Annotated in this window: 18 protein-coding genes; 6 read left to right on the plus strand and 12 right to left on the minus strand. The window is 70.5% G+C overall.

The window, feature by feature from the left end:
- Positions 1-45: 45 nt before the first annotated feature.
- The 7 genes from BLS97_RS01265 to serA all read right to left on the minus strand — a co-directional run bounded on the left by BLS97_RS01265 (position 46) and on the right by serA (position 11,409).
- Entirely contained in the window at positions 46-825 is a 780-nt protein-coding gene (locus BLS97_RS01265) for an HAD family hydrolase (protein ID WP_090474187.1), read from the minus strand.
- Positions 822-2,390 (minus strand): glutamate--tRNA ligase, encoded by a 1,569-nt coding sequence (gene gltX / locus BLS97_RS01270; RefSeq protein ID WP_090474188.1) that lies wholly within the window; start codon positions 2,388-2,390, stop codon positions 822-824. The genes BLS97_RS01265 and gltX overlap by 4 nt, the downstream gene beginning before the upstream one ends.
- Positions 2,391-2,424: 34 nt before the next feature.
- Complete coding sequence (locus BLS97_RS01275) at positions 2,425-3,198, minus strand: fumarylacetoacetate hydrolase family protein (protein WP_090474189.1); 774 nt, start codon at positions 3,196-3,198, stop codon at positions 2,425-2,427.
- A 47-nt stretch (positions 3,199-3,245) separates the two neighbouring features.
- Positions 3,246-4,907: a citramalate synthase gene (gene cimA / locus BLS97_RS01280; RefSeq protein WP_090474190.1), complete on the minus strand. Its 1,662-nt coding sequence runs from the start codon at positions 4,905-4,907 to the stop codon at positions 3,246-3,248.
- A gap of 7 nt (positions 4,908-4,914) precedes the next feature.
- Positions 4,915-5,937 (minus strand): 3-isopropylmalate dehydrogenase, encoded by a 1,023-nt coding sequence (locus tag BLS97_RS01285; RefSeq protein ID WP_090481003.1) that lies wholly within the window; start codon positions 5,935-5,937, stop codon positions 4,915-4,917.
- A 256-nt stretch (positions 5,938-6,193) separates the two neighbouring features.
- Positions 6,194-9,592: a S8 family serine peptidase gene (locus BLS97_RS23330; RefSeq protein ID WP_090474191.1), complete on the minus strand. Its 3,399-nt coding sequence runs from the start codon at positions 9,590-9,592 to the stop codon at positions 6,194-6,196.
- 215 nt (positions 9,593-9,807) lie between these two features.
- Complete coding sequence (gene serA, locus BLS97_RS01295) at positions 9,808-11,409, minus strand: phosphoglycerate dehydrogenase (RefSeq protein WP_231988294.1); 1,602 nt, start codon at positions 11,407-11,409, stop codon at positions 9,808-9,810.
- A gap of 307 nt (positions 11,410-11,716) precedes the next feature.
- Here serA and BLS97_RS01300 point away from each other — a divergent pair, with 307 nt between their 5' ends.
- Positions 11,717-12,421 (plus strand): hypothetical protein, encoded by a 705-nt coding sequence (locus BLS97_RS01300; RefSeq protein WP_157695103.1) that lies wholly within the window; start codon positions 11,717-11,719, stop codon positions 12,419-12,421.
- Positions 12,422-12,519: 98 nt separating this feature from the next.
- Here the strand turns inward: BLS97_RS01300 and ilvC are convergent, their stop codons facing one another.
- The 3 genes from ilvC to BLS97_RS01315 form a co-directional block, all read right to left on the minus strand.
- Positions 12,520-13,545: a ketol-acid reductoisomerase gene (gene ilvC, locus BLS97_RS01305; RefSeq protein WP_090474193.1), complete on the minus strand. Its 1,026-nt coding sequence runs from the start codon at positions 13,543-13,545 to the stop codon at positions 12,520-12,522.
- A 203-nt stretch (positions 13,546-13,748) separates the two neighbouring features.
- Positions 13,749-14,261, minus strand: a complete 513-nt coding sequence (gene ilvN / locus BLS97_RS01310) for an acetolactate synthase small subunit (RefSeq protein ID WP_090481009.1) — start codon at positions 14,259-14,261, stop codon at positions 13,749-13,751.
- 84 nt (positions 14,262-14,345) lie between these two features.
- On the minus strand, positions 14,346-16,163 hold the full coding sequence (locus tag BLS97_RS01315) for an acetolactate synthase large subunit (RefSeq protein ID WP_090474194.1): 1,818 nt from the start codon (positions 16,161-16,163) through the stop codon (positions 14,346-14,348).
- A 320-nt stretch (positions 16,164-16,483) separates the two neighbouring features.
- Between BLS97_RS01315 and BLS97_RS01320 the strand changes: the two genes are divergently transcribed.
- From BLS97_RS01320 to BLS97_RS01340, 5 genes are read left to right on the plus strand one after another with little or no spacing between them, the layout of a single operon-like run.
- A complete protein-coding gene (locus tag BLS97_RS01320; RefSeq protein WP_157695104.1) occupies positions 16,484-17,008 on the plus strand; it encodes a PH domain-containing protein in 525 nt (174 codons plus the stop codon).
- A gap of 60 nt (positions 17,009-17,068) precedes the next feature.
- Complete coding sequence (gene ilvD / locus BLS97_RS01325) at positions 17,069-18,931, plus strand: dihydroxy-acid dehydratase (RefSeq protein WP_090474196.1); 1,863 nt, start codon at positions 17,069-17,071, stop codon at positions 18,929-18,931.
- 4 nt (positions 18,932-18,935) lie between these two features.
- Positions 18,936-19,460 (plus strand): PH domain-containing protein, encoded by a 525-nt coding sequence (locus BLS97_RS01330; protein WP_090474197.1) that lies wholly within the window; start codon positions 18,936-18,938, stop codon positions 19,458-19,460.
- Positions 19,450-20,916, plus strand: coding sequence for a PH domain-containing protein (locus BLS97_RS01335; RefSeq protein ID WP_090474198.1), 1,467 nt, complete (start codon positions 19,450-19,452; stop codon positions 20,914-20,916). Before BLS97_RS01330 ends, BLS97_RS01335 begins: the two co-directional genes overlap by 11 nt.
- Positions 20,916-22,142: a PQQ-dependent sugar dehydrogenase gene (locus tag BLS97_RS01340; protein ID WP_090474199.1), complete on the plus strand. Its 1,227-nt coding sequence runs from the start codon at positions 20,916-20,918 to the stop codon at positions 22,140-22,142. The genes BLS97_RS01335 and BLS97_RS01340 overlap by 1 nt, the downstream gene beginning before the upstream one ends.
- Positions 22,143-22,181: 39 nt before the next feature.
- On the opposite strand, the gene gatB is transcribed toward BLS97_RS01340, so the two are convergent.
- Positions 22,182-23,669 carry an Asp-tRNA(Asn)/Glu-tRNA(Gln) amidotransferase subunit GatB gene (gene gatB, locus BLS97_RS01345; protein WP_172832336.1) on the minus strand — a complete coding sequence of 496 codons (1,488 nt, stop codon included), beginning with the start codon at positions 23,667-23,669 and terminating at the stop codon, positions 22,182-22,184.
- A gap of 38 nt (positions 23,670-23,707) precedes the next feature.
- Positions 23,708-25,240 carry an Asp-tRNA(Asn)/Glu-tRNA(Gln) amidotransferase subunit GatA gene (gene gatA / locus BLS97_RS01350; RefSeq protein ID WP_090474201.1) on the minus strand — a complete coding sequence of 511 codons (1,533 nt, stop codon included), beginning with the start codon at positions 25,238-25,240 and terminating at the stop codon, positions 23,708-23,710.
- Positions 25,241-25,259 lie beyond the last annotated feature (19 nt).

Here is a 25,259-nt window from a genome sequence, read left to right on the forward strand (position 1 = left end):
TTACAGGCCGATCGCGTCCCGACCAATTCGGCGCATCGGGCCAGCTCAGAGCATCCGTGACGCGGCCTGGCCGGTCAGCAGCTCTCGAGCCAGCGCCCCGTCCACGACGTCCAGCCCGGTCACCTCGGCCAGCCGGGCTGACGCGCCCGGTATCGACGCCACCGCGTCCTGCGCTCCGTGCGGCCGACCGGCACCGTCGCGGTTCAACCAGACTGCGGCCAACCCGGCCCGCAGGGCACCGATCGCGTCGGTGGCCCACCGGTCGCCGACGTAGACGACGCGCTCCGGCGGCAACCCGAGCGAGGCGGCCCCGGCCAGGAAGATCCCCGGGTCCGGCTTGGCCACGCCGAGGTCACCGGAGAACACGGCGCCGTCGATGAAGTCGGCCAGGCCGGCCGCGGCCATCTTGCGGCGCTGGTACGGCCCGTCCGCGTTGGACAGCACGGCGATGGCCGCCCCGTCCGCCCGGAAGCGCTCCAGCGCGGCCGCGACGTCGTCGAACTGCGCGTAGTGGGTGAAGATCGAGGTGTTGCGGAGTTCTTCCAGGGGCGCCGCGTCGAGTTCCAGGGTGCCCGCCGGATCCATCTCGTCAATGACGGCCGCCATCCGGGCCACCAGCATGTCGTCGAAGGTCAGTTCGCCCGACAGGAACCGCTCGTACTGCACGTCGCTGACCGCCGCCCACGAGAGGAGCATCCGCTCCCCCACGTCCGGGGCGGACCCGAACGCGGCCGCGACGTCGAGCAGGGCGTTGCGAGCGGCCCCGCTGAAGTCGATCAGCGTGTCGTCGATGTCGAACAGCACGCCGTACGGGCCAGGATTCATCGATCGGCGAGCTGCATCGCCGCCCGCAGCCGCATCATCGTGCGATCCCGGCCCAGCAACTCCAGCGACTCGTACAGCGGCGGGGAGATGGTCCGTCCGGTGGCCCCGACCCGGACCGGCGCGAAGGCCACCTTCGGCTTGAGGCCCAGTCCGTCGATCAGGGCCGCCTTCAGCGCCGACTCGATGTCGGCGGCGACGAAGTGGTCCAGACTCTCCAGGGCGCTGACCGCGGCGGCCAGGACCGGCCCGGCCTCCGGCTTGAGAACCTTGACCGCGGCCGTCGGGTCGACCTCGAACGTGGTCTCGGCGACCAGCAGGAAGTCGATCATCTCGGCCGCGTCCTTGAGCAGGATGCAGCGCTCTTGGACCAAGGGCGCGGCCCGCTCGATCACGGCGTGCTGGGTCGCGGACAGTTCGGCCAGGCGGCCGGAGGACACGACGTAGGCCGACAGTCGCGCGGCGAAGTCGGCCGGCGCGAGCATCCGCAGGTGGGTCGAGTTGATGGCCTCGGCCTTCTTGCGGTCGAAACGGGCCGGGTTGCCGGAGATCCGCTTTCCGTCGAACGCGGCGACCAGCTCCTCGGGCGTGAAGATATCGCGGTCCTCGGCCAGCGACCAACCCAGCAGCGCCAGGTAGTTGATCATTCCCTCGGCGACGAAGCCGTCCTCCCGGTACTGGAAGAGGTTGGACTGCGGATCCCGTTTGGACAGCTTGCGGTTGCCCTCACCGGTGACGAACGGCATGTGCCCGAACTCCGGGGTGTACTGCGCCACGCCGATGTCGGCCAGCGCCTCGTAGAGCGCGATCTGCCGGGGGGTGGAAGGCAGCAGGTCCTCGCCGCGCAGCACGTGGGTGATGCCCATCAGCGCATCGTCGACCGGATTCACCAACGTGTACAGCGGGTGCCCGTTTCCCCGGACCATCACCGGATCGGGCACCGTGCCGTTCGGGAAGGTCACCCGGCCCCGGACCAGGTCGTCGAACGAGATGTCGCGGTCGGGCATCCGCAGGCGCAGCACCGGGGCCCGCCCGGCGCTCTTCGCCGCCAGGACGAGGGCTTCGTCGGGCACCCGGTCGTAATTGTCGTAGCCGAGCTTCGGGTCACGTCCGGCGGCCAGGTGGCGGGCGGTGTAGTCGTCGACCGTGGAGTAGGACTCGTAGAGGTGCCCGGCCTCGAGCAGCCGCCGCGCCACGTCGGCGTAGATGTCCTTGCGCTGGCTCTGCCGGTACGGGGCGTGCGGGCCGCCGACCAGCGGGCCCTCGTCCCAATCGATGCCGAGCCAGTTCAGCGCGTCGATCAGGGACTGGTAGGACTCCTCGGAGTCCCGAGCCGCATCGGTGTCCTCGATCCGGAACACCAGGGTGCCCCCGTAGTGCCGGGCGAAGGCCCAGTTGAACAGGGCGGTCCGGGCCAGCCCGACGTGTGGTGTGCCCGTCGGTGACGGGCAGAACCGGGCGCGGACCGGGCGGACCGGCGGTTCGGCTGGGCCGCCCGTCGGCGACGGACCGGGCCCGGGGTGGGAATCGGCGGCGGGCGGGACGGGGATGCTCAGCGAGTCAGTCATAGCCCGACCAGCCTATCCGGCCCGCGCCGACCGGCTAACGGTCGACGACCGGGTTGGTGAGCGTACCGATCCCCTCGACCGTGACCGACACGGTCTGCCCGGCCACCATGGGGCCGACGCCGGCCGGGGTGCCGGTGAGGATCACATCACCGGGCAGCAGCGTCATGATCGCCGAGATGAACTCGATCTGGGCCGCCACGCTGTGCACCATGTCGGCGGTGTGGCCGTCCTGCTTGACCTCGTCGTCGAGCTCGGTGCGGATCTCGACGTCGCTCGGGTCGAGTTCGGTCTCGATCCACGGGCCGATCGGGCAGAACGAGTCGAAGCCCTTGCCGCGGGTGAACTGCACGTCGGCCCGCTGCAGGTCCCGCGCGGTGACGTCGTTGGCCACGGTGTAGCCCAGGATCACCGACGAGGCGTTCTCCGCCTTGACGTCTCGACACGGACGGCCGATCACCACGGCGAGCTCGCCCTCGAACTCCACCCGCGAGGACGACGGCGGGATCTGGATCGGGGCACCGGGGCCAATCACGGAGGTGGAAGGCTTGATGAAGATCAGCGGCTCGTCCGGGACGGCGTTGCCCAGTTCAGCGGCGTGGTCGGCGTAGTTGCGGCCCACCGCGACCACCTTCGACGGCAGGATCGGGGCCAGCAGCCGGGTCTGGCCCAGCGGCCATTCCCGGCCGGTGAATTCCGGTGTGCCGAAGGGGTGGTCGACGATCTCCTTGGCCACCAGGTTGTCCTCGTCGGTGCCTTCCACCACGACGAAGGCAACCCCCGACGGGTGGGCGATCCGGGCCAGGCGCATGAGAATTGATTCCTTTTCGGGCGGGAGGGTGAGCGGATCGCCGGCCGTCAGGACGACGACTGGACGGTCGGCCCCAGGGCGTAGACGAGCGAGTCGACCAGAGCCTGCCAGGAGGCCTCGACGACGTTGGTGTGCACACCGACGGTGGTCCACTCGGGCGCGCCGGCGGCCTTGGTCGACGCGGACGCGACCAGCACGCGGGTGACCGAGTCGGTGCCGGCGTGACCGGCCAGGATCCGGACCTTGTAGTCGATCAGTTCGACTCCGTCCAGGGCCGGCAGGTGATCGGCCAGCGCGCTGCGCAGGGCGGAGTCCAGCGCGTTCACCGGACCATTGCCCTCGGCCGTCCGGATCACCCGCTCGCCGCCGACGTGCACCTTGACCGTGGCCTCGCTCTGCACCGCGTTCCCGGCCCTCTCCACGATCACCCGGTACGACTCGAGGGTGAACGGCGCGGTCACGGCCTCACCGCGGGCCGCGGCCAGTTCGTCGCGCAGCAGGAGCTCGAAGGACGCGTCGGCCGCCTCGTAGCTCCAGCCCGCCGCTTCCCGCGCCTTGACCGTGTCGACCACCTTCGACACGACCTCGGGCAGCCCGGCCAGGTCGAGACCGAATTCCTTGGCCTTCAACTCGACCGACGCCCGTCCGGCCATCTCGGTGATCAGGATGTGCATGTCGTTGCCGACCACCTCGGGGTTCAGGTGGTTGTAGAGCTCCGGGTCGACCTTGATGGCCGACGCGTGCAGGCCGGCCTTGTGCGAGAAGGCCGACGAGCCGACGTAGGCCTGGTGGGCGTCCGGCGCGATGTTGGCCAATTCGGCCAGGGCGTGGGAAACGCGGACCATCTCGGGCAGCCGATCCGGCGGCAGCACGGGCAGGCCCAGCTTGACCACCAGGTTGCCCAGGACGGCGAACAGGTCGGCGTTGCCGGCGCGCTCGCCGTAACCGTTGGCCGTGCACTGCACGTGGGTGGCGCCGGCCTGGACGGCGGCGATGGTGTTCGCCACGGCACAGCCGGTGTCGTCCTGGCAGTGGATGCCCAGTCGGAACCCGGTGCGCTCCTTGACCTGTGCGACCACCTCGTGCAGACCGATCGGCATCATGCCGCCGTTCGTGTCGCACATGACGACGACGTCGGCCCCGGCTGTCACCGCGGCCTCGGCCACGCGAAGGCCGTAGTCGCGATCGGCCCGGTACCCGTCGAAGAAGTGCTCGCAGTCCAGGAACACGCGGCGGCCCTCGGCGACCAGGAAGGCGACCGTGTCGCCCACCATCCTCAGGTTCTCCTCCAGGGTGGTGCGCAGCGCCCGCTCGACGTGCCGGACGTCGGACTTCGCCACCAGGGTGACGATCGGCGCCCGCGAGTCGAGCAGCGCCCTGACCTGCAGGTCGTCCTGCGCCCGGACCCCGGCCTTGCGGGTGGAGCCGAACGCGACCAGCTGGGCCGAACCGAGCTTGAGTTCGCCGGCCGCGGCGCGGGCGAAGAACTCGGTGTCCTTGGGCATGGCGCCGGGCCAGCCGCCTTCGATGAACCCGACGCCGAGCTCGTCGAGAAGGGTGGCGGCGGCGATCTTGTCGGCCACCGAGTAGGTGATGCCCTCGCGTTGGGCGCCGTCGCGCAACGTGGTGTCGAACACGTGAAAAGCATCACCCAGCGGCGAGAGCTGCAGCAGTTCCGACCGCGGCGACGCGGGTGCGGTGGTGGTCATCGGAGGATCAGCTCGACGCCAGAGCGGCGAGGCGGTCACCGATGGCGGTGGTCTTGCCGGCCGAGCCGGGCTGGCGGGTGGCCAGGTCGAAGGCGACCGCGGCCTCGACGCGTCGGGCCGCGTCCGGCAGTCCCAGGTGGTCCAGCAGCAACGCCACCGACAGCACGGTGGCCGTCGGGTCGGCCGTCCCGGCCCCGGCGATGTCCGGAGCGGACCCGTGGACCGGCTCGAACATGCTCGGGTTGGCCCCCGAGACGTCCAGGTTCGCCGAGGCGGCCAGCCCGATGCCACCGGACACCGCGGCCGCCAGGTCGGTGAGGATGTCCCCGAAGAGGTTGTCGGTGACGATGACGTCGAAACGGCCCGGGTCGGTGACGAGGTAGATCATCGCCGCGTCGACGTGGGCGTAGGCGACCGTGACGTCGGGGAACTCCATCGAGACCTCTTCGACGACACGGCTCCACAGCTGACCGGCGTGCACCAGGACGTTCGTCTTGTGCACCAGGGTCAGGTGCTTGCGGGGGCGCCGGGCGGCGCGCCGGAAGGCGTCCCGCACCACGCGCTCCACCCCGAAGTACGTGTTCAGGGAGACCTCGGTGGCAATCTCGTGCGGCGTGTCCTTGCGCAGCAGGCCGCCGTTGCCCACATACGGACCCTCGGTGCCCTCACGGAGCACCAACAGGTCGATGGCCTGGTCCCCGGCCAACGGACCGACCACCCCTGGGTACAGCCGGGCCGGGCGCAGGTTGACGTGGTGGTCCAGTTCGAAGCGGATGCGCAGCAGCAGGCCTCGCTCGAGGATTCCGGACGGAACGGTCGGGTCGCCGACCGCGCCGAGCAGGATCGCGTCGTGGTCGCGCAGTTCCCGCAGGACCGAATCGGGGAGCAGTTCCCCGGTCCGGTGCCACCGGGCGGCACCGAGGTCGTAGGTGGTCGTCTCGACGGAGGGCACGACGCCCTTCAGGACCTTCAGGCCCTCCGCGACGACCTCGGGGCCGATGCCGTCACCGGGAATGACCGCGAGCTTCATGTTCAACCGTTTCTACTCTGACGCCGACGGGCCGCGATCGACCCTGGTCGGACACGCCAAGTGGGGCGGGGTGGGGGTGGAGGTTCCGTTCCCGAACGAGCGGACTCGACCGGACCGGTGCTGCGCAATAGTTACTGCGAAGAGTAACCATATCGGTCCAATAGGTGGATACCGGCGTCCAGGTGCGTGCGGAGCGAACATTTCCGCTCCGCACACCTGCCCTTGGACGGCCGACCGAGGGAACAGCGGCCGCGGGTCAGCCCGTCCCGGTCAGCGTGACCACCTCAGCGCGGGCACCGTCGCGGCCGTGCAGATGCAGGACGAGCGCGTCCGCGGCCGAGGTACCGGCGGCCAGCCGGTACGGGATGCCGGTGTCGCCCTGGTCCTGCCAGAGCGGGGCACCGGTGGTGATGGCCGGACGCGCCACGTCGAAGTCGATGGCCGGCGTGGTATCGACCGTGCCCCCGTTCTGCGGCGAGCCGTAGGCGGCATAGGTGGCCACCGAGTACCGGATCGGGAACGTGGCATCGCCCGGCCGGTAGCCGATGGCCGTCGGGTCGATCGGGATCAGCATCACATTCGTGTCGAACACGTTCGTGTCCACCGCCCCCAGGTTGAAGTTGACCGGATAGATGCCGATCAGCGATCCGGCCCCGGCGTCGTCGAACAACAAGGCGTACAACAGGTCCGAGGTACCGGCGGACGTCGGGTCACCGACCGTCTGGACCTGGACGCTGTAGTCGGCGGTGTTGTCCCCGTTGGTGTCGATGTTGACCGTCGGGAACATGTTCTTGCCCGCGCTCGCCCAGTTGCCGTAGGTGGACAGGCCGAACCAGAGGTAGCCGGGGTCACCGGCGTCGCCGGAGGTGCGGCCCGCGCCGACCGCCTGCAGATCGGCCGAGCGGTCCGCGTCGGTCGAGCAGGCGGCGCTGGTCCCCACCGCGGCCGGGGCGGGGGGCGAGGAGGTGATGGCGGCCGGCCCCGCCGTCGCGGTCCGAGCCGTACAGGCCGGAGCGCGGTTGCTGCGGTACCCGAGATTGAGCACCGAGGTCAGCGAGTTGTAGGCGACGCTGGCCGAGTCGGCCGGAGAGGACAGGGAGAATCCGGTGCCGGTCAGCACCACGGCCGGCTGGCCGTCGACGGTGCCGTCGGCGGCCGTGGTGGACGACACCGGCTCCGCCCCCCCGGAGACCGGGACCCGCAGATCGGGGTGCCCGGCCGAGGTGAGGAGCAGTCGCCCGGACGCGACCGCGAGGTACTGGCGAGCCTCGTCCAGTCCGGTCAGGGCGTTGGTCTGCTGCGCCGGGGTGCCGGCCTCCAACGTGTGCCGGAGGTCGGAGGGGGTGATGTCCATGGTCACGGCGACCGAGGAGGTGCTGCCGGGCGCGACCGTCAAGGTCGACGGGTTGACCTGATAGGTGACGCCGGGCTGGTCCGTGACCGCCTGGTAGGTCAGCGCGACCTGGGCCGCCGCGGTACCGGTGTTCTGGACCACCACGGTGGTGGTCCGGGTCACGGTGGCGACTCCCGGGTCGGCCCCGACCACCCCGAAGTTCACCGAGACGCCACCGGCGGTGCCCGAGTTGTAGGCCAGGAGCGTCGTCTCCAGGGCCGATTGCGCGTCGATGCGCCCCGACCCGACCCGGTTCGGCCCGAGCGCCGGACCGGACCGGTCGGCCGCGCCGTAGACGTCGTGGTCGGCGGTGTTGATCACGGCCGCCTTGACCTGCTCGGGGGTCCAGTCCGGCCGCTGCTGGCGCACCAGCGCAGCGATCCCGGCCACCTCGGCCGCGGCCATCGACGTGCCGGAGCGCAGGCCACCGCCGGTCCCGCTGCCCATCAAGGCGGAGGTGACGGTGTCCCCGGGGGCGGCCACGTCGGGTTTGACCGCCGCCGCGTCGTGCGGCCCACGAGCCGTCGAGGGCTCGACCAGATCGGTGATCTGATCGTCGATCTCGGGCTTCTGACCGGCCAGGCTCCCGGTGAAGGTGACGCTGATCCCGCCGTCCAGATACGGCTGGAGGGCGGCCGTCGCGGCCGGCGTCAGTTGGAACACCGGCAGATACGCGTCGCCGGCCACCGGACCCGAGAAGATCGGAGCGGCGCTGGTCAGCAGGATGCCGCGGCCGCCCGCGGCCCGGATGTTCGCAGCCCGCTGGGCCGACCCGCAGGATCGGGTGGAGTTGTCGTCGTCCCAGGTCAACCAGGCGATCTTCCCGGTCACCAGTTCCTTGTCGGCCGCGGACAGCGGGGCACACCCGTCCGCGTCGGCCGCCGAAAGGGCGACGACCTCACCGCTCACGTCGGCGGCCAGGGTCCAGGGATAGGCGGTCGACATCTGGCCGGCGACGCTCGTCGGCGGTTGCCCCGCGACGGTCACCGACAGGCCGTCGAGTTGCTGGGAGGCATCGACGGAGGAAGCCACCACCAACGACCTCGTCGAGGTGGCGAGCGAGCCGGCGGAGTCGGTCTCGTCACCGCCGTTGCCCGCCGCCACCACGGGCAGCACACCGTGCCGGGCCACCGCGTCCAGCACCGTCGTTTCCGGATCCTGGACCGCCGCCGGACCGGACAGCGACAGGTCGACGACGTCCAGGCGATCGCGGAAGTCACCGTCGCCGTTCGGGTCGAGCGCCCGGTCCAGAGCGGGGATGACGGCATCGGTCGTGCCCGAGCATCCGAAGACCTTGAACGCGTACAGCGAAGCCTGCGGAGCCATCCCCGGGCCGACCTTCATCCCGTACAGGTCGGCTCCGGTCAGTTGTCCGTAGTCACCGGTGAACGTCTGCCCGTCCGCCGTGACCCCGGCCCCGGCGATGGTGCCGGCGACGTGGGTTCCGTGACCGTTGCAGTCGATCGGGTTGGCGTCCGGATGCGGCACCGACCGGGCGGCGGTGCCGGCGCCGGAGACGGCGGAGGAGTCGTAGTCGTCGCCCACGAAGTCGTAACCTCCGACCACCCGCGCGGTCGGCGACCAGGTGTTCGTGTGGCGTGCTGCCTGGTAGACCGCGGCGGTGCCGGCGCCCCCGAAATCGGCGTGGGTGTAGTCGATCCCGGTGTCGATGACGCCGATCCGCACGCCGCGGCCGGTGACTCCCAGATCGGTCCATGACGCGAGTGCCCTGGTCAGCTGGGCGGCCCCGGCGTTGGCCGGGGACTTCGGGACGATCTCGGAGACTTGCACCACGTCGCTACGGGCGGCCACGGCTCGGAGTGCGGCCGGGTCGGCGGTCAGTCCCAGTCCGGGCACTGCGTTCGTGACGACGAACGTGGTGACCGCGTCGGGATCGGCCGCCGCGGCGGTGGCCGAGACCGATGCGGCGAGCGCGGAGATGGCCGATCGCGCTCCGGCCACGGCCACGCTGACCTGCGCCGTCGACTCACCCCGGGCGCGGGCCGAGTCGTACACGTCGGCCGCCCCGGCCATCGGCAACTGCACGAACACGGTGTGCTCGCCCGATCCAGCGGCGAGCGTCGGCTGGAGAACGGCGTTGCGGGCGGTCAGGTTGCTGTAGCCCGGTTTCATCGGCCCGGGTTGGGCCGGCGCATCGGCGACGGGGCGGCTGTCCGTCGGGTCGGTGGCCGACGCGGCCGGACCCGACGGTGCGGCCAGCCCGGCGGCCATCAGCAGCGCCGCCAGGCCGGCGGTCCGCATGCTCCGGACGGTCGATCGGCTCCGGTGTCGAGCCACACCTCACCGTCCTGTCTGATCCCGCCGATCCAGGCCCTTCCGCGGCCGCCTCCGCCGGGCGGAAGCAGCCGCGGAGGCCCGGTTCTCACATTGTCCCAGCGGCTGCACCAGGAGATGACGGTAGGGCCTGCCGAGGTCCGGCGCCAGAGGCCCACGGCTGGGCCGGCGCCGGACGTCGGTCAGTCGGCCGCGATCCCGCGGATCGCGCTGGCCGAGACGGCCGCGCCGATCGTCTCCAGCAGGCCCGCGTCGGGCAGGCCGTCGACCCGCAGCACCATGATCGAGGCGTGTCCGGAGATCTCCTGGGAGATCTGCGCGGCCAGGATGTTCACGCCGGCGTCCCCGAGCAGCCGACCGACGGTGCCCATCACGCCGGGGCGGTCGGCATAGGCGACGACCAGCAGGTCTCCTTCGGCCCGCAGGTCGAAGTGCCGGTTGTTGATCTCCACCAGTTTGGCGACCTGGTTCTCGCCGGACAGCGTCCCGGAGACCGAGCGGGTCGACCCGTCGGACATCGCCGCTCTCAGGGTCACCGACGACCGGTAGTCGCCGGTCTCCTTGGTGCTCGTCCCGGCCAGGGACAGGCCGTGTTCGGCGGCCAGGGCCGGCGCATTGACGAAGGTGACGGCTTCGGTGATCACCGGCCCGAAGATGCCCCGGACCGCGGCCAGCTGCAGGATCGTGGTGTCGGAGTCGGCCAGGTCGCCTCGCACCTCGACCACCACCTTGGCCGGCACACTGCCGGCGACGGCGGTCAGGATGGTGCCCAGCCGGGACGCGAGCGGGATCCACGGGCGGACCTCGTCGGCCACCGGACCGGCCGCCTGGACGTTGACCGCGTCGGGCACGAAGTCGCCTCGCAGGGCGAGCTTCACCGAGCGGGCGACCGCCGTCCCGGCCTTGTCCTGTGCTTCTTCGGTCGATGCACCGAGATGCGGGGTGAGCACGATGTTCGGTGCGCTGCGCAGTGGGTTGTCGGGTGCGGCCGGTTCCTTGACGTAGACGTCGATACCTGCTGCGGCGACCCGGCCCTCCGTCAGCGCGTCGGCCAGCGCCTGCTCGTCGACCAGACCGCCGCGGGCCGCGTTGATGATGATCACGTTCGGCTTGACCGTGGCCAGCTCGGCCGCCCCGATCAACCCGAGGGTCTCCGGGGTCTTGGGCAGGTGGATGGAGATGATGTCGGCCTCGCGCAGCAGGGTCGGCAGGTCCACCAGCGTCACCCCGAGCGCGGCCGCGCGGGCCGGCTGGAGGTACGGGTCGTAGGCGATGACGTGGGTGCCGAACGCGGCGATCCGGGCCGCGAACAGCTGGCCGATCCGGCCCAGCCCGACGACACCGACCGTCTTGTCGGCGATCTCGACGCCCATGAACTTGCTGCGCTTCCACTCGCCCGCGACCATGGTGGCGTGGGCGGCTGGGATCTGGCGGGCCACCGACAGCAGCAGGGCGATCGCATGTTCGGCGGCCGTGATGATGTTCGACTGCGGGGCGTTGACCACCAGCACGCCACGGGCGGTGGCCGCCGGAACGTCCACGTTGTCCAACCCGATACCGGCGCGGGCGATCACCTTGAGCCGGGGAGCGGCGGCCAGTGCCTCGGCGTCGATGGTGGTGGCCGAGCGGATCAGCACGGCGTCGGCGTCGGCCAGCGCCGGCAGGAGGGCGGCTCGGTCGGCGCCGTCGACGTGGCGGATGTCGAAGTCCGAACCGAGGGCCTGCATCGCCGAAGGGGCGAGCGTCTCGGCGATCAGGACTACCGGTGTGGCGGGAGTGGGCACGCTTTGTTCATCTCCGTCTTGCTGTCCTCGGCCGTGAGTCGATCCCCTGGCCGCGTTCGGTGGGTTCGGGCAGGCGGCGAGATGCCGCCCATCGGCCCGTCCGGTTCGGGTGCATCGGTGCGCCCGGGGGGCCATCGTATCGAGGTCGACCGGGCCGGTCGGGACGGGTCCGGCCGTCAGGGCCCGGCGCCGTCGCCCCGGCACCGCGATTGGTAAAGATCTGTGGGCGAATTCATCGTTCGCCGATGCGGGAGCTCACGCGGGCCCTACAGTGATCTCGAATTCTCCGCCACCGAAAGGAACGACAGTGACGACTCCCCCGCCCTACGGCTCTGTGCCGAGCCAGCCCCAGGGTTACCCCCCGCCGGGTCAGCCGGCCCCGGGCGCCTACCCGAACACGGGCGCGACCCCGGCGCCGGGGTACGGGCAGCCGCAGTACGGTCAGCAGCCGCCGGCCTACGGTCAGCAGCCGGGGTACGCGCAGCCGGCCTACCCCGCCGCGCCGGGCTTCGCCCCCGCCGGCTACGGAGCGCCGATGGCCGCCCGGCGACCGGGCATGGTGACCGCGGCCGCCGTTCTCGCCTTCATCTGGGGCGCCTTCGCCATCATCGGTGGCCTGATCATCATGGCCGCCAGCTCCATCGTCTCCTCGGCCTCCGCCTACTGCAACTCCCTGACCACCACGGACGCCACCACCGTGGCCGACTGCAACACCGTCAGTGGCTACAGCGGAACCTTCAAGGCGATCGCCGGTGCGCTCGCGGTCGTGGCCATCCTGCTGATCTGGGGCGGCGTGGTTGCTCTGACCGGGAAGAACGCACAGATCCTGGTGATCGGCGCGGCGGTCTTCATCCTGCTGCAGATCGTCGAACTGATCATCAGCGCCACGTCCAGCGGCAGCTTCTACGGCACCGGCATCATCGGCATCGTCGCCCCCGTGCTGATGCTGATCTTCATGCTCAACCCGGCCTCCAAGGCCTGGTTCAGGTCCAAGGGCGCCAAGACGTTCTAGACCCCACCCGACCCGGGTCTCGACCCGGGGAACGTGACACGACGCCGAACGGCCCGCCTCCCAGCGTCTGGGAGGCGGGCCGTTCGGCGTCAGGACCGTCAGCGAGCGGCGGTGCCGGTGTAGTCGTCGTCCGACTTGACCCAGCTCATCAGGCCGCGGAGCTTGCGGCCGGTCTCCTCGATCGGGTGCGCCTCCTGCTCGGCGCGGAACTTCTTGAACTCCGGCGCGCCCGCATCCTGGTCGGCGATGAAGCGCGCCGCGAAGGTGCCGTCCTGGATGTCGGCCAGCACGCCCTGCATGTTCTTGGCCACGTGCTCGTCGATGACGCGGGGACCGGAGACGTAGTCGCCGTACTCGGCGGTGTCCGACACCGACCAGCGCTGCTTCGCGATGCCGCCCTCGTACATCAGGTCGACGATCAGCTTGAGCTCGTGCAGCACCTCGAAGTAGGCGATCTCCGGCTGGTAGCCAGCCGCGGTCAGCGTCTCGAAGCCGGTCTGGATCAACCGCGAGGCACCGCCACAGAGGACAGCCTGCTCGCCGAAGAGGTCGGTCTCGGTCTCCTCGGTGAAGGTCGTCTTGATGACGCCCGCGCGGGCGCCACCGATGGCCGCGGCGTAGGACAGGGCCAGTGCCTGGGCGCCACCGGTGTAATCCTGCTCGACGGCGATCAGATCCGGCACACCCTTGCCGTTGACGAACTCACGGCGGACCAGGTGTCCGGGCCCCTTCGGGGCGATCAGGATGACGTCGACGTCGGCCGGCGGCTTGATGTAGCCGTAGCGGATGTTGAAGCCGTGCCCGAACGCGAGCGCCTTGCCGGCGGTCAGGTTGGGTTCGATGTCGGCGGCGTAGACGTGACGCTGGATGTGGTCCGGCGTCAGGATCATGATGAGGTCGGCCTCGGCCGCGGCCTGGGCCGGCGTGACGACCCGCAGGCCCTCGTCGGTGGCCTTGCTGCGGGACTTGGAGCCTTCCAGCAGTCCGACGCGGACGTCGACGCCGGAGTCGCGGAGGCTCAGTGCGTGGGCGTGGCCCTGCGAGCCGTAGCCGATGACGGCGACCTTGCGACCCTGGATGATCGACAGATCAGCGTCGTCCTCGTAGAAAATCTCGGCTGCCATGGGTGATCGACGTTCCTTTCGCGGGCCGGGGCCCGGTTCTGATCGATGGTGCTCGGTATGGGTGGGCGCCGATGCGGCGTCCGGGTGGGTGATGCGATGTCGATTGTCTGCGCGGCCCGCCTACTCGGGTATTTCGACGGGCCGCGCAACCTGACCAACTCGCCGCGGCGGATGACCGCGGCGGTTGGTAAGTGGTGGGCGCCCTAGTCTGCGCGCTGGCGTTCGGAAGTGATGGACTTGGCCCCTCGCCCCAGCGCGACCATGCCGGACTGCACCAGCTCACGGACGCCGAACGGCTCGAGCATCCGGACCAGGGCCTCCAGCTTGTCGGTGGTCCCGGCGGCCTCGATCGTCATCGAGTCGGGGGTGACGTCGATGACGTGGGCGCGGAACATGTCGACGATGGTGACGACCTGGGCCCGCACCGCCGAATCGGCCCGCAGCTTGATCAGCAGCAATTCGCGGTGCACCGAGGCCGACGCCGACAGCTCGACGATCTTGAGCACGTTGATCAGCTTGTTGAGCTGCTTGGTGACCTGCTCCAGCGGGAGACCCTCGACCGCGACGACGATCGTCATCCGCGAGACGTCCGGGTTCTCGGTCGGGCCGACGGCCAGGGAGTGGATGTTGAACTGCCGGCGGGAGAAGAGCGACGAAACCCGAGCCAGGACACCGGGTTTGTTCTCGACCAGCACCGAAAGGGTGTGTGTACTCATCATTCCTCGTCGAACGGTGCGGTAGTGGCCGACGTCGTCATGCGGCGACGAAGGCAGTGGACCTGCGGTCTGGACACTGTCGCCTCATTCCTCGTCGAACAGCGGCCGGATGCCGCGGGCGGCCATGATGTGGTCGTTGCCGGTGCCGGCGGCCACCATCGGCCACACCTGGGCGTCCGGACCGACGGTGAAGTCGACCACGACCGGGCGGTCGTTGATGGCCATCGCAGCTTCGATGGTCCGATCGACGTCCTCCTTGGACTCGCACCGCAGCCCGACGCAGCCGTAGGCCTCGGCCAGCATCTTGAAGTCCGGGATCCGCAACTTGTGGGTGCCCAGGTCGGTCTGGCTGTACCGCTCGCCGTAGAAGAGCGTCTGCCACTGCCGGACCATGCCCAGGTTGCCGTTGTTGATGATGGCGACCTTGATCGGGATGCCCTCGATGGCGCAGGTGGCCAGCTCCTGGTTGGTCATCTGGAAGCAACCGTCACCGTCGATGGCCCACACCACCTTGTCGGGAGCGCCCATCTTGGCGCCCATGGCGGCCGGAACGGCATAACCCATGGTGCCCAGGCCGCCGGAATTGAGCCAGGTGTAGGGCTTCTCGTAGGAGATGAACTGCGCCGCCCACATCTGGTGCTGCCCGACCCCGGCCGCGAAGATGGTGTCCGGACCGCTGATCTTGCCCAGTCGTTCGATCACGTACTGGGGCGACAGGCTGCCGTCGGCCGGCCAGTCGTAGCCGAGCGGGAACGTCTCGCGGATCTCGTCGAGTTCGGCCCACCATGCGGTCAGATCGGCCACCACACCGTTGGTCTGCTCGATCGACACGGCGGCGATCAGCTCGGAGATGACCTCCTTGGCATCCCCGACGATCGGGACGTCGGCGTGCCGATTCTTCCCGATCTCGGCCGGGTCGATGTCGGCGTGGATCACCTTGGCGCCCTGCGCGAACGAGGACAGCTGACCGGTGACCCGGTCGTCGAACCGGGCCCCGAGGGCCACGATCAGGTCGGACCGCTGCATGGCGGCGACCGCGGCCACGGTGCCGTGCATGCCGGGCATGCCGAGGTGCTGGATGTGCGAGTCAGGGAAGGCGCCACGCGCCATCAGCGTGGTGACGACCGGGATGCCGGTCAGCTCGGCCAGCACCTTGAGCTGCTCGGTGGCGTGCGCCTTGAGCACCCCGCCGCCGACGTAGTAGACCGGGCGGCGGGCGGCGGCGATCAGCTTGGCCGCCGCGTTGATCTGGCCCGAGTGTGGCTTGGACGCCGGGCGGTACCCCGGCAGGTGCACCTCGGTCGGCCACTTGAAGACGGTCTCGGCCTGCAGGATGTCCTTGGGGATGTCGACCAGGACCGGTCCGGGGCGGCCGGACGAGGCCAGGTAGAAGGCCTGGGCGATGACGGTCGGGATCTCGGCCGCGTCGGTGACCATGAAGTTGTGCTTCGTGATCGGCATGGTGATGCCGCAGATGTCGGCCTCCTGGAAACCATCGGTGCCGATCAGTGACCGGGCCACCTGACCGGTGATGGCGACCAGCGGCACCGAGTCCATGTGCGCGTCGGCCAGCGGGGTGACCAGGTTGGTGGCGCCGGGGCCGGAGGTCGCGATGCAGACCCCGACCTTGCCCGAGGCCTGCGCGTACCCGGTGGCGGCGTGCCCGGCTCCCTGCTCGTGACGGACCAGGATGTGACGCACCCGCTTCGAGTCGAACAGCGGGTCGTAGACGGGCAGGACCGCCCCGCCGGGGATGCCGAAGACGATGTCCGCGCCCGCTTCCTCGAGGCTGCGCACGACCGACTTGGCGCCGGTCACGTGCTCCACGGGAGGCTGCGGTCGGGCGGCGGCCGGCGAGGCGGTCGGCGACGGCCGGCTGGGGGCCGTCGGTGTCTGGGTCATGGGGAAGACCTCTTCGATCTCATCGGGCCTGGAGAACGGCCACAAAGGGTGGGTGTGTCTTCATCGTCCGCTGATTGGCCGGCCTCGCGGCCCGCCCGTCGCCCTGGTGTGGGCAATAAAAAACCCCTCGTCCACCGGTTAGCGGGGACCAAGGGGTTGCGCGTCGGGTTCGGGGTGACCGAACGGACGCGCTAGCGGAGTACGAGAATCTGAGACACGCTCCCGACCTTACGGGCCGATCTTCGACACTGTCAAACGCCATCGGGCCGGACCCGGCCGACCAGGCTCGACCATTCCTCGACGGATGGGACGATGGGTCCGTGACCAGCCCCTCCGTCAACCGCAAGGCCGTCTTCCGGCTGCCCGGTGTCTCGTTCCTGATCCCGTTCCTGTTCTTCATCGCGGTGACTCCCCTGGCCAATGCGGGAACCCACCACATCCTGCTGGTGCTGTACCTGTTCCCGTTGATCGGTCTGGTGTACATCCTCATCACCCGGACCGTGGCCGACGCCGTGCAGCTCCGCACGGTCGGCCTGCTCGGGGCCCGCACCATCGCGTGGTCGGAGCTGGACGGCCTGGAGTTCCACGGGCCGAGGTGGGCGATCGCCGTGGCCCTTGACGGGCGCCGGCTTCGCCTGCCGATGGTGCGCCCACGGGACCTACCCCGGCTGGCCGCCGTGTCCGGCGGTCGGCTGCTGCTCGGCCCGGACGCCCCCATGGCCGAGGACCTGGCCCCGGTTCTGCCGACCGGCCCGGCGACCGCGGACGGCACCGGCGCACCGCCCGACAAGCGCCTCACCGATCCGACATCGACCCCGGCCGGGAGCGCCACCGCCGACGAGTAACGTCGGACTTCCGGTTCTTCGACTTCTCGTCCGACAAACACCGCCCAGCTGGAGTTCGCCATGCCCGCGCTTCGTTCCAAGACGTCCACCCACGGCCGCAACATGGCCGGCGCCCGCGCCCTGTGGCGGGCCACCGGCATGACGGACTCGGATTTCGGCAAGCCGATCATCGCGATCGCCAACTCCTACACCCAGTTCGTCCCCGGCCACGTGCACCTCAAGGACATGGGGGATCTGGTCGCCGGAGCGGTGCGGGAGGCCGGCGGGGTGAGCAAGGAGTTCAACACCATCGCCGTCGACGACGGCATCGCGATGGGCCACGCGGGCATGCTCTACTCGTTGCCCAGCCGCGATCTGATCGCCGACTCGGTCGAGTACATGGTCAACGCTCACACCGCCGACGCCCTGGTGTGCATCTCCAACTGCGACAAGATCACCCCCGGCATGCTGATGGCCGCCCTGCGGCTGAACATCCCGGTCGTCTTCGTCTCCGGCGGCCCGATGGAGGCCGGAAAGGCGGTCGTGGTCGACGGGGTGGCCCACGCCCCGACCGATCTGATCACGGCCATCTCCGCCTCGGCCTCCCCCGGCGTGGATCAGGCCGGCCTGGACGAGGTCGAGCGGTCGGCCTGTCCGACCTGCGGATCGTGCTCGGGCATGTTCACCGCCAACTCGATGAACTGCCTGGCCGAGGCGCTCGGACTGGCCCTGCCCGGCAACGGATCCACCCTGGCCACCCACGTCGCCCGCAAGGATCTGTTCCTGCGGGCCGGCTCGCTGATCGTCGAGCTGGCCCAGCGCTACTACCGCGACGACGACGAGTCGGTGCTGCCCCGGAACATCGCCAACAAGGCGGCGTTCGGCAACGCGATGGCCCTGGACGTCGCTATGGGCGGCTCCACCAACACCGTCCTGCACATCCTGGCCGCCGCACTCGAGGGCGGGATCGACTTCACCCTCGAGGACATCGACAACATCTCCAAGCGGGTGCCATGCCTGTCCAAGGTCGCTCCGAACTCCGACTTCCACATGGAGGACGTGCACCGCGCCGGCGGCATCCCGGCCATTCTCGGCGAGCTGTACCGGGCCGGTCTGCTCGACGAGACGGTGCACACCATCCACTCCCCCGATCTGGATTCCTGGCTCACCGAATGGGACGTCCGCTCGGCCGCCCCGTCGGCCGCCGCGCTCGAACTGTTCCACGCCGCTCCGGGCGGAGTCCGTACGGTGCAGGCGTTCTCGACCGCGAACCGGTGGGACTCGCTGGACACCGACGCGGCGAACGGGTGCATTCGCGACAAGGCCAACGCCTACACCGTCGAGGGCGGGCTGCAGGTGCTCTACGGCAACATCGCCGCCGACGGTGCCGTCATCAAGACGGCCGGCATCGACCCGTCCCTGTTCCATTTCACCGGGACCGCCATCGTGCTCGAATCCCAGGAGGAGGCCGTCGAGGCGATCCTGGGTAAGAAGGTGCAGCCGGGCCACGTCGTCGTCATCCGCTACGAGGGTCCGGCCGGCGGACCGGGCATGCAGGAGATGCTGCACCCGACGTCGTTCCTGAAGGGCCTTGGCCTGGGCAAGGTCTGCGCCCTGATCACCGACGGCCGGTTCTCCGGCGGATCGTCCGGGATCTCGGTCGGGCACATCTCCCCCGAGGCCTGGGCCGGCGGCGCGATCGGACTGATCGAGGACGGCGACGAGATCGAGATCGACGTGGACCACCGCGTCCTGCGGGTCAACGTCTCCGACGCCGCGCTGGCCGAGCGCCGGGCCAAGATGGAGGTCTCCGAGCGTCCCTGGGAACCCCGCAACCGCGACCGCGTCGTCTCCAAGGCGTTGCAGGCCTACGCCTCCATGGCCTCGTCGGCGTCCACCGGTGCCGTCCGCGTCGTCCCGGCCCGGCAGCACAAGAACTCCTGATCGGGTGAGCGGCCCGTCGATCCCTCCGGACGGTACGGCCGACCCGCTGCCCGGCGACGCCCCGGCCGCCCGGCATCAGTTGCCGGTGCGGGTGCTGGCCTACTGGCGCGTGAGGGCCGCCGCCTTCGGTCTGCTGTCGGTCGGTCTCACCGCCTGGGGCGCGGCCGGCCTCGACTGGTTCACCGAGCCGATCCGGTGGGCCGTCGTCGGCGGGCTGTTCGTGTGGTTCTTCGTCATCGGGACGATGATCCGTCCGGTACTGCGGCGCCGGTTCCTCTGGTACTCGTTGTCCGACCGGGAGATCGACCTGCAGCATGGATGGCCGGTGCAGACCCGGACGGTCGTCCCGATGAGCCGCGTCCAGCATCTGAAGACCGAACAGGGCCTGCTGGCCCGGCGGTTCGGCCTGGCCGACCTGCACATCCACACGGCGGCCGGGACCGTCGTCATCGAAGGTCTCGACGGCGGGGAGGCGGCGCTGATCCGCACCCGCCTCGGCGAACTGGCCGGGCTCACCGATGACGTCTGACCCCGCCGTCATCGCCGAGCGCCGGCTGCACCCGGCCTACCTGGTGATCAGCCTGGGCCGATCGATCCGTACCCTCCTGCCGCTGATCGCGGTCGGCATCTGGAAGGCCCCCGGTTGGGCGGTCGCCGTGCTCGCCGGCCTGATCGCCTTGCGGGCGCTGGGCGAATGGTGGGCCCGTACCTACGCCGTGCAGGACGGCAGCCTGCGGGTCAGGTCGGGCCTGTTCAACCAGACCCGGCACACCATTGGCATCAACCGGATCACCGCGTTGGACGCCGAACGCGGTGTGGTGCAACGGATCTTCCGGGTGTGGGGCCTGAAGGTCCAGACTCCCGGCAACGATCACCGCTCGTCGGTCCACCTGGTCTGCCTGTCGGCCCCGGCGCTGGCGGCACTCCGCACCGCGCTGCGGCCGCCGGGCCTCGTGACCGAAACCCCGGTCCCGGAGGACCCGGCCGTGACACTGGCCGCGCTGGACACCCGGACGTTGCTGATCGCCGCGGTCACCGGGACGTCGGTTCCGCTGATCCTGGCCGGCGCCGCGGCCACCTTCGGACGCGCCCGCGACCTGTTGCCGGAGCGGACGTTTCACCGGCTCACGCGCGAAGTGTTCGTCGGGGGCACCACCACGGCCCTGCTGTTGCTGGCCGCGGCCGCACTGGCCGTTCTGGCCGGCATCGGCCTCACCTCCTTGCGGCTGGCCCGGTTCTCGCTCGCACGGGACGGTGACCGGTTACGCATCAGCCGCGGGCTGATCGCCCAGCGGTCCGGGACCATCCCGGTCGACCGGGTGCAGGCGGTGCGGATCGTCCAGGGCTGGTGGCGACGAATGCTCGGCTACTGCGCGCTCGAGGTCGAGGTGGCCGGACTGAGCACGTCCGACGACACCGAGCGCAGCCTGTTCCCGTTGCTGCGCCTGGACGCCGCCCTCGACCTGGTCAGCCGGGCCCTCCCCGAACTGCGATGGACCCCGGGGCCGTTGACCCCGGTGCCCGGCCGGGCCCGCCGCCGCTATCTCAGCCTGCCGGTCCTGTGCGCTGCGCCGATCGCCTTCGGTCTGTACTGGCTCCCCGGCTGGGGCACCTACCTGGCCGTCGTTCCGGTCCCGCTGGCCCTACTGGTCGGTTGGGGCCAGGCCATGGATGCCGCCTGGTCGTTCGATGCCACCACGGTGACGTTCCGGTGGCGACGAGTGCTGGCCACCCACACCGTGATCGCCCGACGTTCGCGGGTGCAACTGCTGGAGGTGACCCGGACCCCGTTCCAGCGCCGCGTCGGCCTGGCCGGCGTCCGCCTGCTGCTGTCGTCCAAACGAAAGGCGCGACTGCGACATCTCGAAGCCGACGACGCCCTCGTGCTGCTGCACCAGGTCGGGCGAGGCGCGCCGTCCCGGCCGGCGGCCGACGTGGTCGATACGTCACCCGGGGCCCCCGTCGCCACGTACCGTGAACGGTGATGGACGCCCGCCCCCGACGCCCCGCCACCTCCGGCCGGCGCCGTGCCCTGCGCCGACGAGGCATGTCGGCCCTGCTGCTGAGCCTGACCTGTGTGCTGGCCGCCTGTGCGAACTTCTCCGGTGCGGGCACCACTTTCACCGCGCAGCCCAGCCTGACGCCGGCCGAGGTGACGCCGGTCGTCCCGCAGCCGGCGGATGGCAGCACCACGGCGCGGTCGTCGCCTTCGCCGACCACCGGCAAGACCACGACCTCGACGACCAAGCCGGCCGATCCCTGCACGCCGACCGACCCGGCCGTCGTCGCGGCGTGCCTGTCCGCCCCCTGGGGCCTGGCTCCGCTGGCCGACGGCAGCGCCCTGGTCGGTGAACGGACGACCGGCCGGATCCTGAAGGTGGCCACCGGGAAGAAGCCGGTCCTGGTCACGACGATCGCCGGGCTCAACTCCGGCGGCGGCGGCGGGCTGCTCGGTGTGGCCGTGTCGCCGTCCTACGCCGAGGACGAACTGATCTACGCCTACGTCACCACCAAGACCGACAACCGGATCATCCGGATCGCCCCCGGTGACCAGCCCAAGGCCATCCTGACCGGCATCCCCAAGGGCACCAAGGACAACGGCGGCGCGATCGCGTTCAACGCCGACGGGGTGCTGTACGTGGGCACCGGTGACGCCGGGAAGACGCAGAGCGCGACGTCGCTGGGCGGCAAGCTGCTGCGGATCGACGAGTTCGGCAAGCCCGCGCCCGGCAATCCGAAGAAGACCTCCCCGATCTTCTCCTCCGGGTTCACCCAGGTGACCGGGCTGTGTGTGCTGCCGACCGGCGTCATGGCGGCGGTCGACCATCGGGCCGCGGCCGATGTGCTGCTGGCCGCCCGGTCCGGGGCCGACTACACGACCCTGAGCTCGGGCGACGCGATCTGGACCTGGAAGGCGGCCGACGGCGGCGCCGCCGACTGCGCGACGTCCGACGGAGTTCTGGCCAACACCTCGCTCGGAAAACAGCAGTTGGCCGGAGTGTCGATGTCGTCGACCGGGATATTTTCCGGTAGCCCGCGGGTCCTGCTCGGCCACACCTACGGTCGGTTGCTGACGGTGCAGACCGGCCTCAAGGGCGCCTTGTGGATGACGACGTCCAACAAGGACGGCCACGGCAAGCCCGTCGCCGCCGACGACCGCGTCATCGTGCTGCCCGACGGGGGCGCCTCCGGCGGCAACGGCCCGGACTGAGCCGGCGGACGCCGCCGCCGGCGGCGTCCGCAGAGCGGATCAGCCTTCGACGCCCAGGGTCACCAGGACCAGCCGGTTGACCTTGCCCGCATCGGCCTGCCCCTGGGTGGCCTTCATGACGGCGCCGACGATGGCGCCGACGGCCTTGATGTTGCCGCTGCGGATGCGTTCGGCCACCGCGGGCTGCGCGGCCAGGGCCTCGTCGATAGCGATCTGCAGGGCCGAGTCGTCCGAGACCACCGCCAACCCGCGCGCGGCGATGACGACATCCGGTTCACCCTCCCCGGCCAGCACCCCGTCGATCACCTGGCGGGCGATCTTCGCGTTGAGGGTGCCCTCGGCCACCAGCGCGATCACCCGGGCCAACTGCCCCGGGGTGATGGCCAGGACGCGCAATGACACGCCAAGGGCGTTCGCCCGCTGACCCAGATAGGCCGACCACCAGGAGCGCGCGTCGGCCGGAGCCGCTCCGGCCAGGACCGTCGCCTCGACCAGATCCACCGCATCGGCGGCCAGCAGGTCGCGCATCTCCAGGTCGGTCAGACCCCACGCGGCCTGCAGCCGCGCCCGGCGGACCCAGGGAAGTTCGGGCAGGGTCGCCCGGATCTCCTCCACCCACGCCGGATCAGGGGCGATCGGCACCAGGTCGGGTTCCGGGAAGTACCGGTAGTCCTCGGCAGTCTCCTTCGAGCGGCCGGGGCTGGTGGTCCCGGTCGACTCGTCGAAGTGCCGCGTCTCCTGCGTGATGTGCAGGCCGGCGGCCAGACGCGCGCCCTGCCGGGTGATCTCGTAGCGGACGGCCCGCTCGACCGACCGCAGCGAGTTCACGTTCTTGGTCTCGGTCCTGGTACCCATCACCGGGTTGCCGGCCGGCGTCAGCGACAGGTTCGCGTCACACCGCAACGACCCCTGGTCCATCCGGACGTCGGAGACGTGGAGGGAGAGCAGCAGGTCCCGCAACGCGGCGACGTAGGCCCGGGCCACCGCCGGCGCCTTCTCCTTGGTCCCGAAGATCGGCTTGGTGACGATCTCGACCAGGGGGACGCCCGCCCGGTTGTAGTCCAGCAGGGAGTACTCGGCACCGTGGATGCGACCGGTGGATCCGCCGACGTGCAGCGACTTGCCGGTGTCCTCCTCCATGTGGGCCCGCTCGATCTCCACCCGGACGGTCTCGCCGTCGACATCGACGTCGAGATATCCGTTGAACGCGATGGGCTCGTCATACTGGCTGATCTGATAGTTCTTCGGCATGTCGGGGTAGAAGTAGTTCTTCCGCGACATCCGGCACCAGGGCGCGATCTGACAGTTGAGGGCCAGACCGATCTTGATGGCGTACTCGACGGCCGCCTCGTTGAGGGTCGGCATCGCCCCCGGCAGGGCCAGGCAGACCGGGCACACCTGCGTGTTCGGCTCGGCGCCGAACTCCGTCGAGCACCCGCAGAACATCTTGGTGACGGTGCCGAGTTCCACGTGCACCTCGAGTCCCATGACGGGGTCGAACCGCTCGATCGCCTCGTCGTAGTCCATCAGGCCGGTGACCACCTCGGGCGCCGGGGCGGGGGCGTTCATACGGAAACCTCCAGTTCGGGCGCGGAATCGGCAACGGTCCGGCCGTTGGCCGCCACGTACATCTGCTCGAAGGCCGCGGCCACGCGGTACATCGGCTCTTCGCCGAGGGTCGGCCCCATGATCTGCAGCCCGACCGGGAGGCCGGTGTCGGACGCGATACCGCTGGGCACGCTCATCGCCGGGATGCCGGCCAGCGAACCGGGGATGGTGGCCAGATCGTTGAGGTACATGGCCATCGGGTCGTTCACCTTCTCCCCCAACGCGAACGCCGTCACCGGCGACGCCGGGGAGATCAGCACGTCGGCCGCCCCGTAGGCCTTCTCGAAGTCCTGACGGATCAGCGTCCTGACCTTCTGCGCGGAGCCGTAGTAGGCGTCGTAGTACCCGGCCGACAGCGCGTAGGTGCCCAGGATGATGCGGCGCTTCACCTCGGCCCCGAAACCCTGGCCGCGGGTCGCCGCCATCACGGCCTCGGCCGAGACCAGGTTCCCGCCGTCGGCGATGTCGCCGACCCGCAGTCCGTACCGCATGGCGTCGAACCGGGCCAGGTTGGACGAGCACTCGCTGGGCAGGATCAGGTAGTAGGCGGCCAGGGCGTACCGGAAGTGCGGACACGAGACCTCGACGATCTCGGCGCCGGCGTCGGTCAGCGCGGCCACCGCCGCGTCGAACGACTCCAGGACGCCGGCCTGGTAGCCCTCGCCGCCCAGCTCCTTGACGACACCGATCTTCATCCCGGCCACACCGTCGGACTGCCCGCGGCGGACCGCGTCGACCACCTTCGGTACCGGACGGTTGATCGACGTCGAGTCGCGCGGGTCGTGCCCGGCGATGACCTCGTGCAGCAGAGCGGTGTCCATGACGTTCCGCGCGCAGGGGCCGACCTGGTCGAGCGAGGAGGCCAGCGAGATGACGCCGTATCGCGAGACCCCGCCGTACGTCGGCTTGGCGCCGACCGTGCCGGTGACCGACGCCGGCTGCCGGATGGAGCCGCCGGTGTCGGTGCCGATGGCCAGCGGCGCCTCGAAGGCGGCCAGCGCCGCGGCGCTGCCGCCACCGGAACCACCGGGGATCCGGGTCAGGTCCCACGGGTTCCGGGTCGGGCCGTAGGCCGAGTTCTCGGTCGAGCTGCCCATGGCGAACTCGTCGAGGTTGGTCTTGCCCAGAATGACGATGCCCGCGTCCAGCAGCCGGTCGGTGACCGTCGCGTTGTACGGCGGGATCCACCCCTGGAGGATCTTGGATCCGGCGGTCGCCGGCGATCCCTTCTGCACCAGGATGTCCTTGAGCGCCAGCGGCACACCGGCCAACGCCGACGCGCCGGCCTCGCCGCGGGCGTGGGCGGCGTCGACCGTGCGGGCCTGGGCCAGGGCGGACTCGCCGGACACGTGCAGGAAGGCGTGGACGTCGCCGTCGACGGCGCCGATCCGGTCCAGGTGCGCCTGGGCCACCTCGACCGCGCTGACCTGGCCGGATGCGATCTGCCCGGCCAGCGTCTGCGCCGTCATGCGAGTCAGATCGTCGGTCATGCCCCCACCTCGCTCGTCC

The sequence above is a fragment of the Nakamurella panacisegetis genome (assembly GCF_900104535.1).
GTDB classification, from domain to species: Bacteria; Actinomycetota; Actinomycetes; order Mycobacteriales; family Nakamurellaceae; genus Nakamurella; species Nakamurella panacisegetis.

Coding starts and splice junctions, on each gene's coding strand:
- BLS97_RS01265 (WP_090474187.1), bottom strand. CDS start 825: ATGAATCCTGGCCCGTACGGCGTGCTGTTCGACATCGACGACACGCTG.
- gltX (WP_090474188.1), bottom strand. CDS start 2,390: ATGACTGACTCGCTGAGCATCCCCGTCCCGCCCGCCGCCGATTCCCAC.
- BLS97_RS01275 (WP_090474189.1), bottom strand. CDS start 3,198: ATGCGCCTGGCCCGGATCGCCCACCCGTCGGGGGTTGCCTTCGTCGTG.
- cimA (WP_090474190.1), bottom strand. CDS start 4,907: ATGACCACCACCGCACCCGCGTCGCCGCGGTCGGAACTGCTGCAGCTC.
- BLS97_RS01285 (WP_090481003.1), bottom strand. CDS start 5,937: ATGAAGCTCGCGGTCATTCCCGGTGACGGCATCGGCCCCGAGGTCGTC.
- BLS97_RS23330 (WP_090474191.1), bottom strand. CDS start 9,592: ATGCGGACCGCCGGCCTGGCGGCGCTGCTGATGGCCGCCGGGCTGGCC.
- ilvC (WP_090474193.1), bottom strand. CDS start 13,545: ATGGCAGCCGAGATTTTCTACGAGGACGACGCTGATCTGTCGATCATC.
- ilvN (WP_090481009.1), bottom strand. CDS start 14,261: ATGAGTACACACACCCTTTCGGTGCTGGTCGAGAACAAACCCGGTGTC.
- BLS97_RS01315 (WP_090474194.1), bottom strand. CDS start 16,163: ATGACCCAGACACCGACGGCCCCCAGCCGGCCGTCGCCGACCGCCTCG.
- ilvD (WP_090474196.1), top strand. CDS start 17,069: ATGCCCGCGCTTCGTTCCAAGACGTCCACCCACGGCCGCAACATGGCC.
- BLS97_RS01335 (WP_090474198.1), top strand. CDS start 19,450: ATGACGTCTGACCCCGCCGTCATCGCCGAGCGCCGGCTGCACCCGGCC.
- BLS97_RS01340 (WP_090474199.1), top strand. CDS start 20,916: ATGGACGCCCGCCCCCGACGCCCCGCCACCTCCGGCCGGCGCCGTGCC.
- gatB (WP_172832336.1), bottom strand. CDS start 23,669: ATGGACTACGACGAGGCGATCGAGCGGTTCGACCCCGTCATGGGACTC.
- gatA (WP_090474201.1), bottom strand. CDS start 25,240: ATGACCGACGATCTGACTCGCATGACGGCGCAGACGCTGGCCGGGCAG.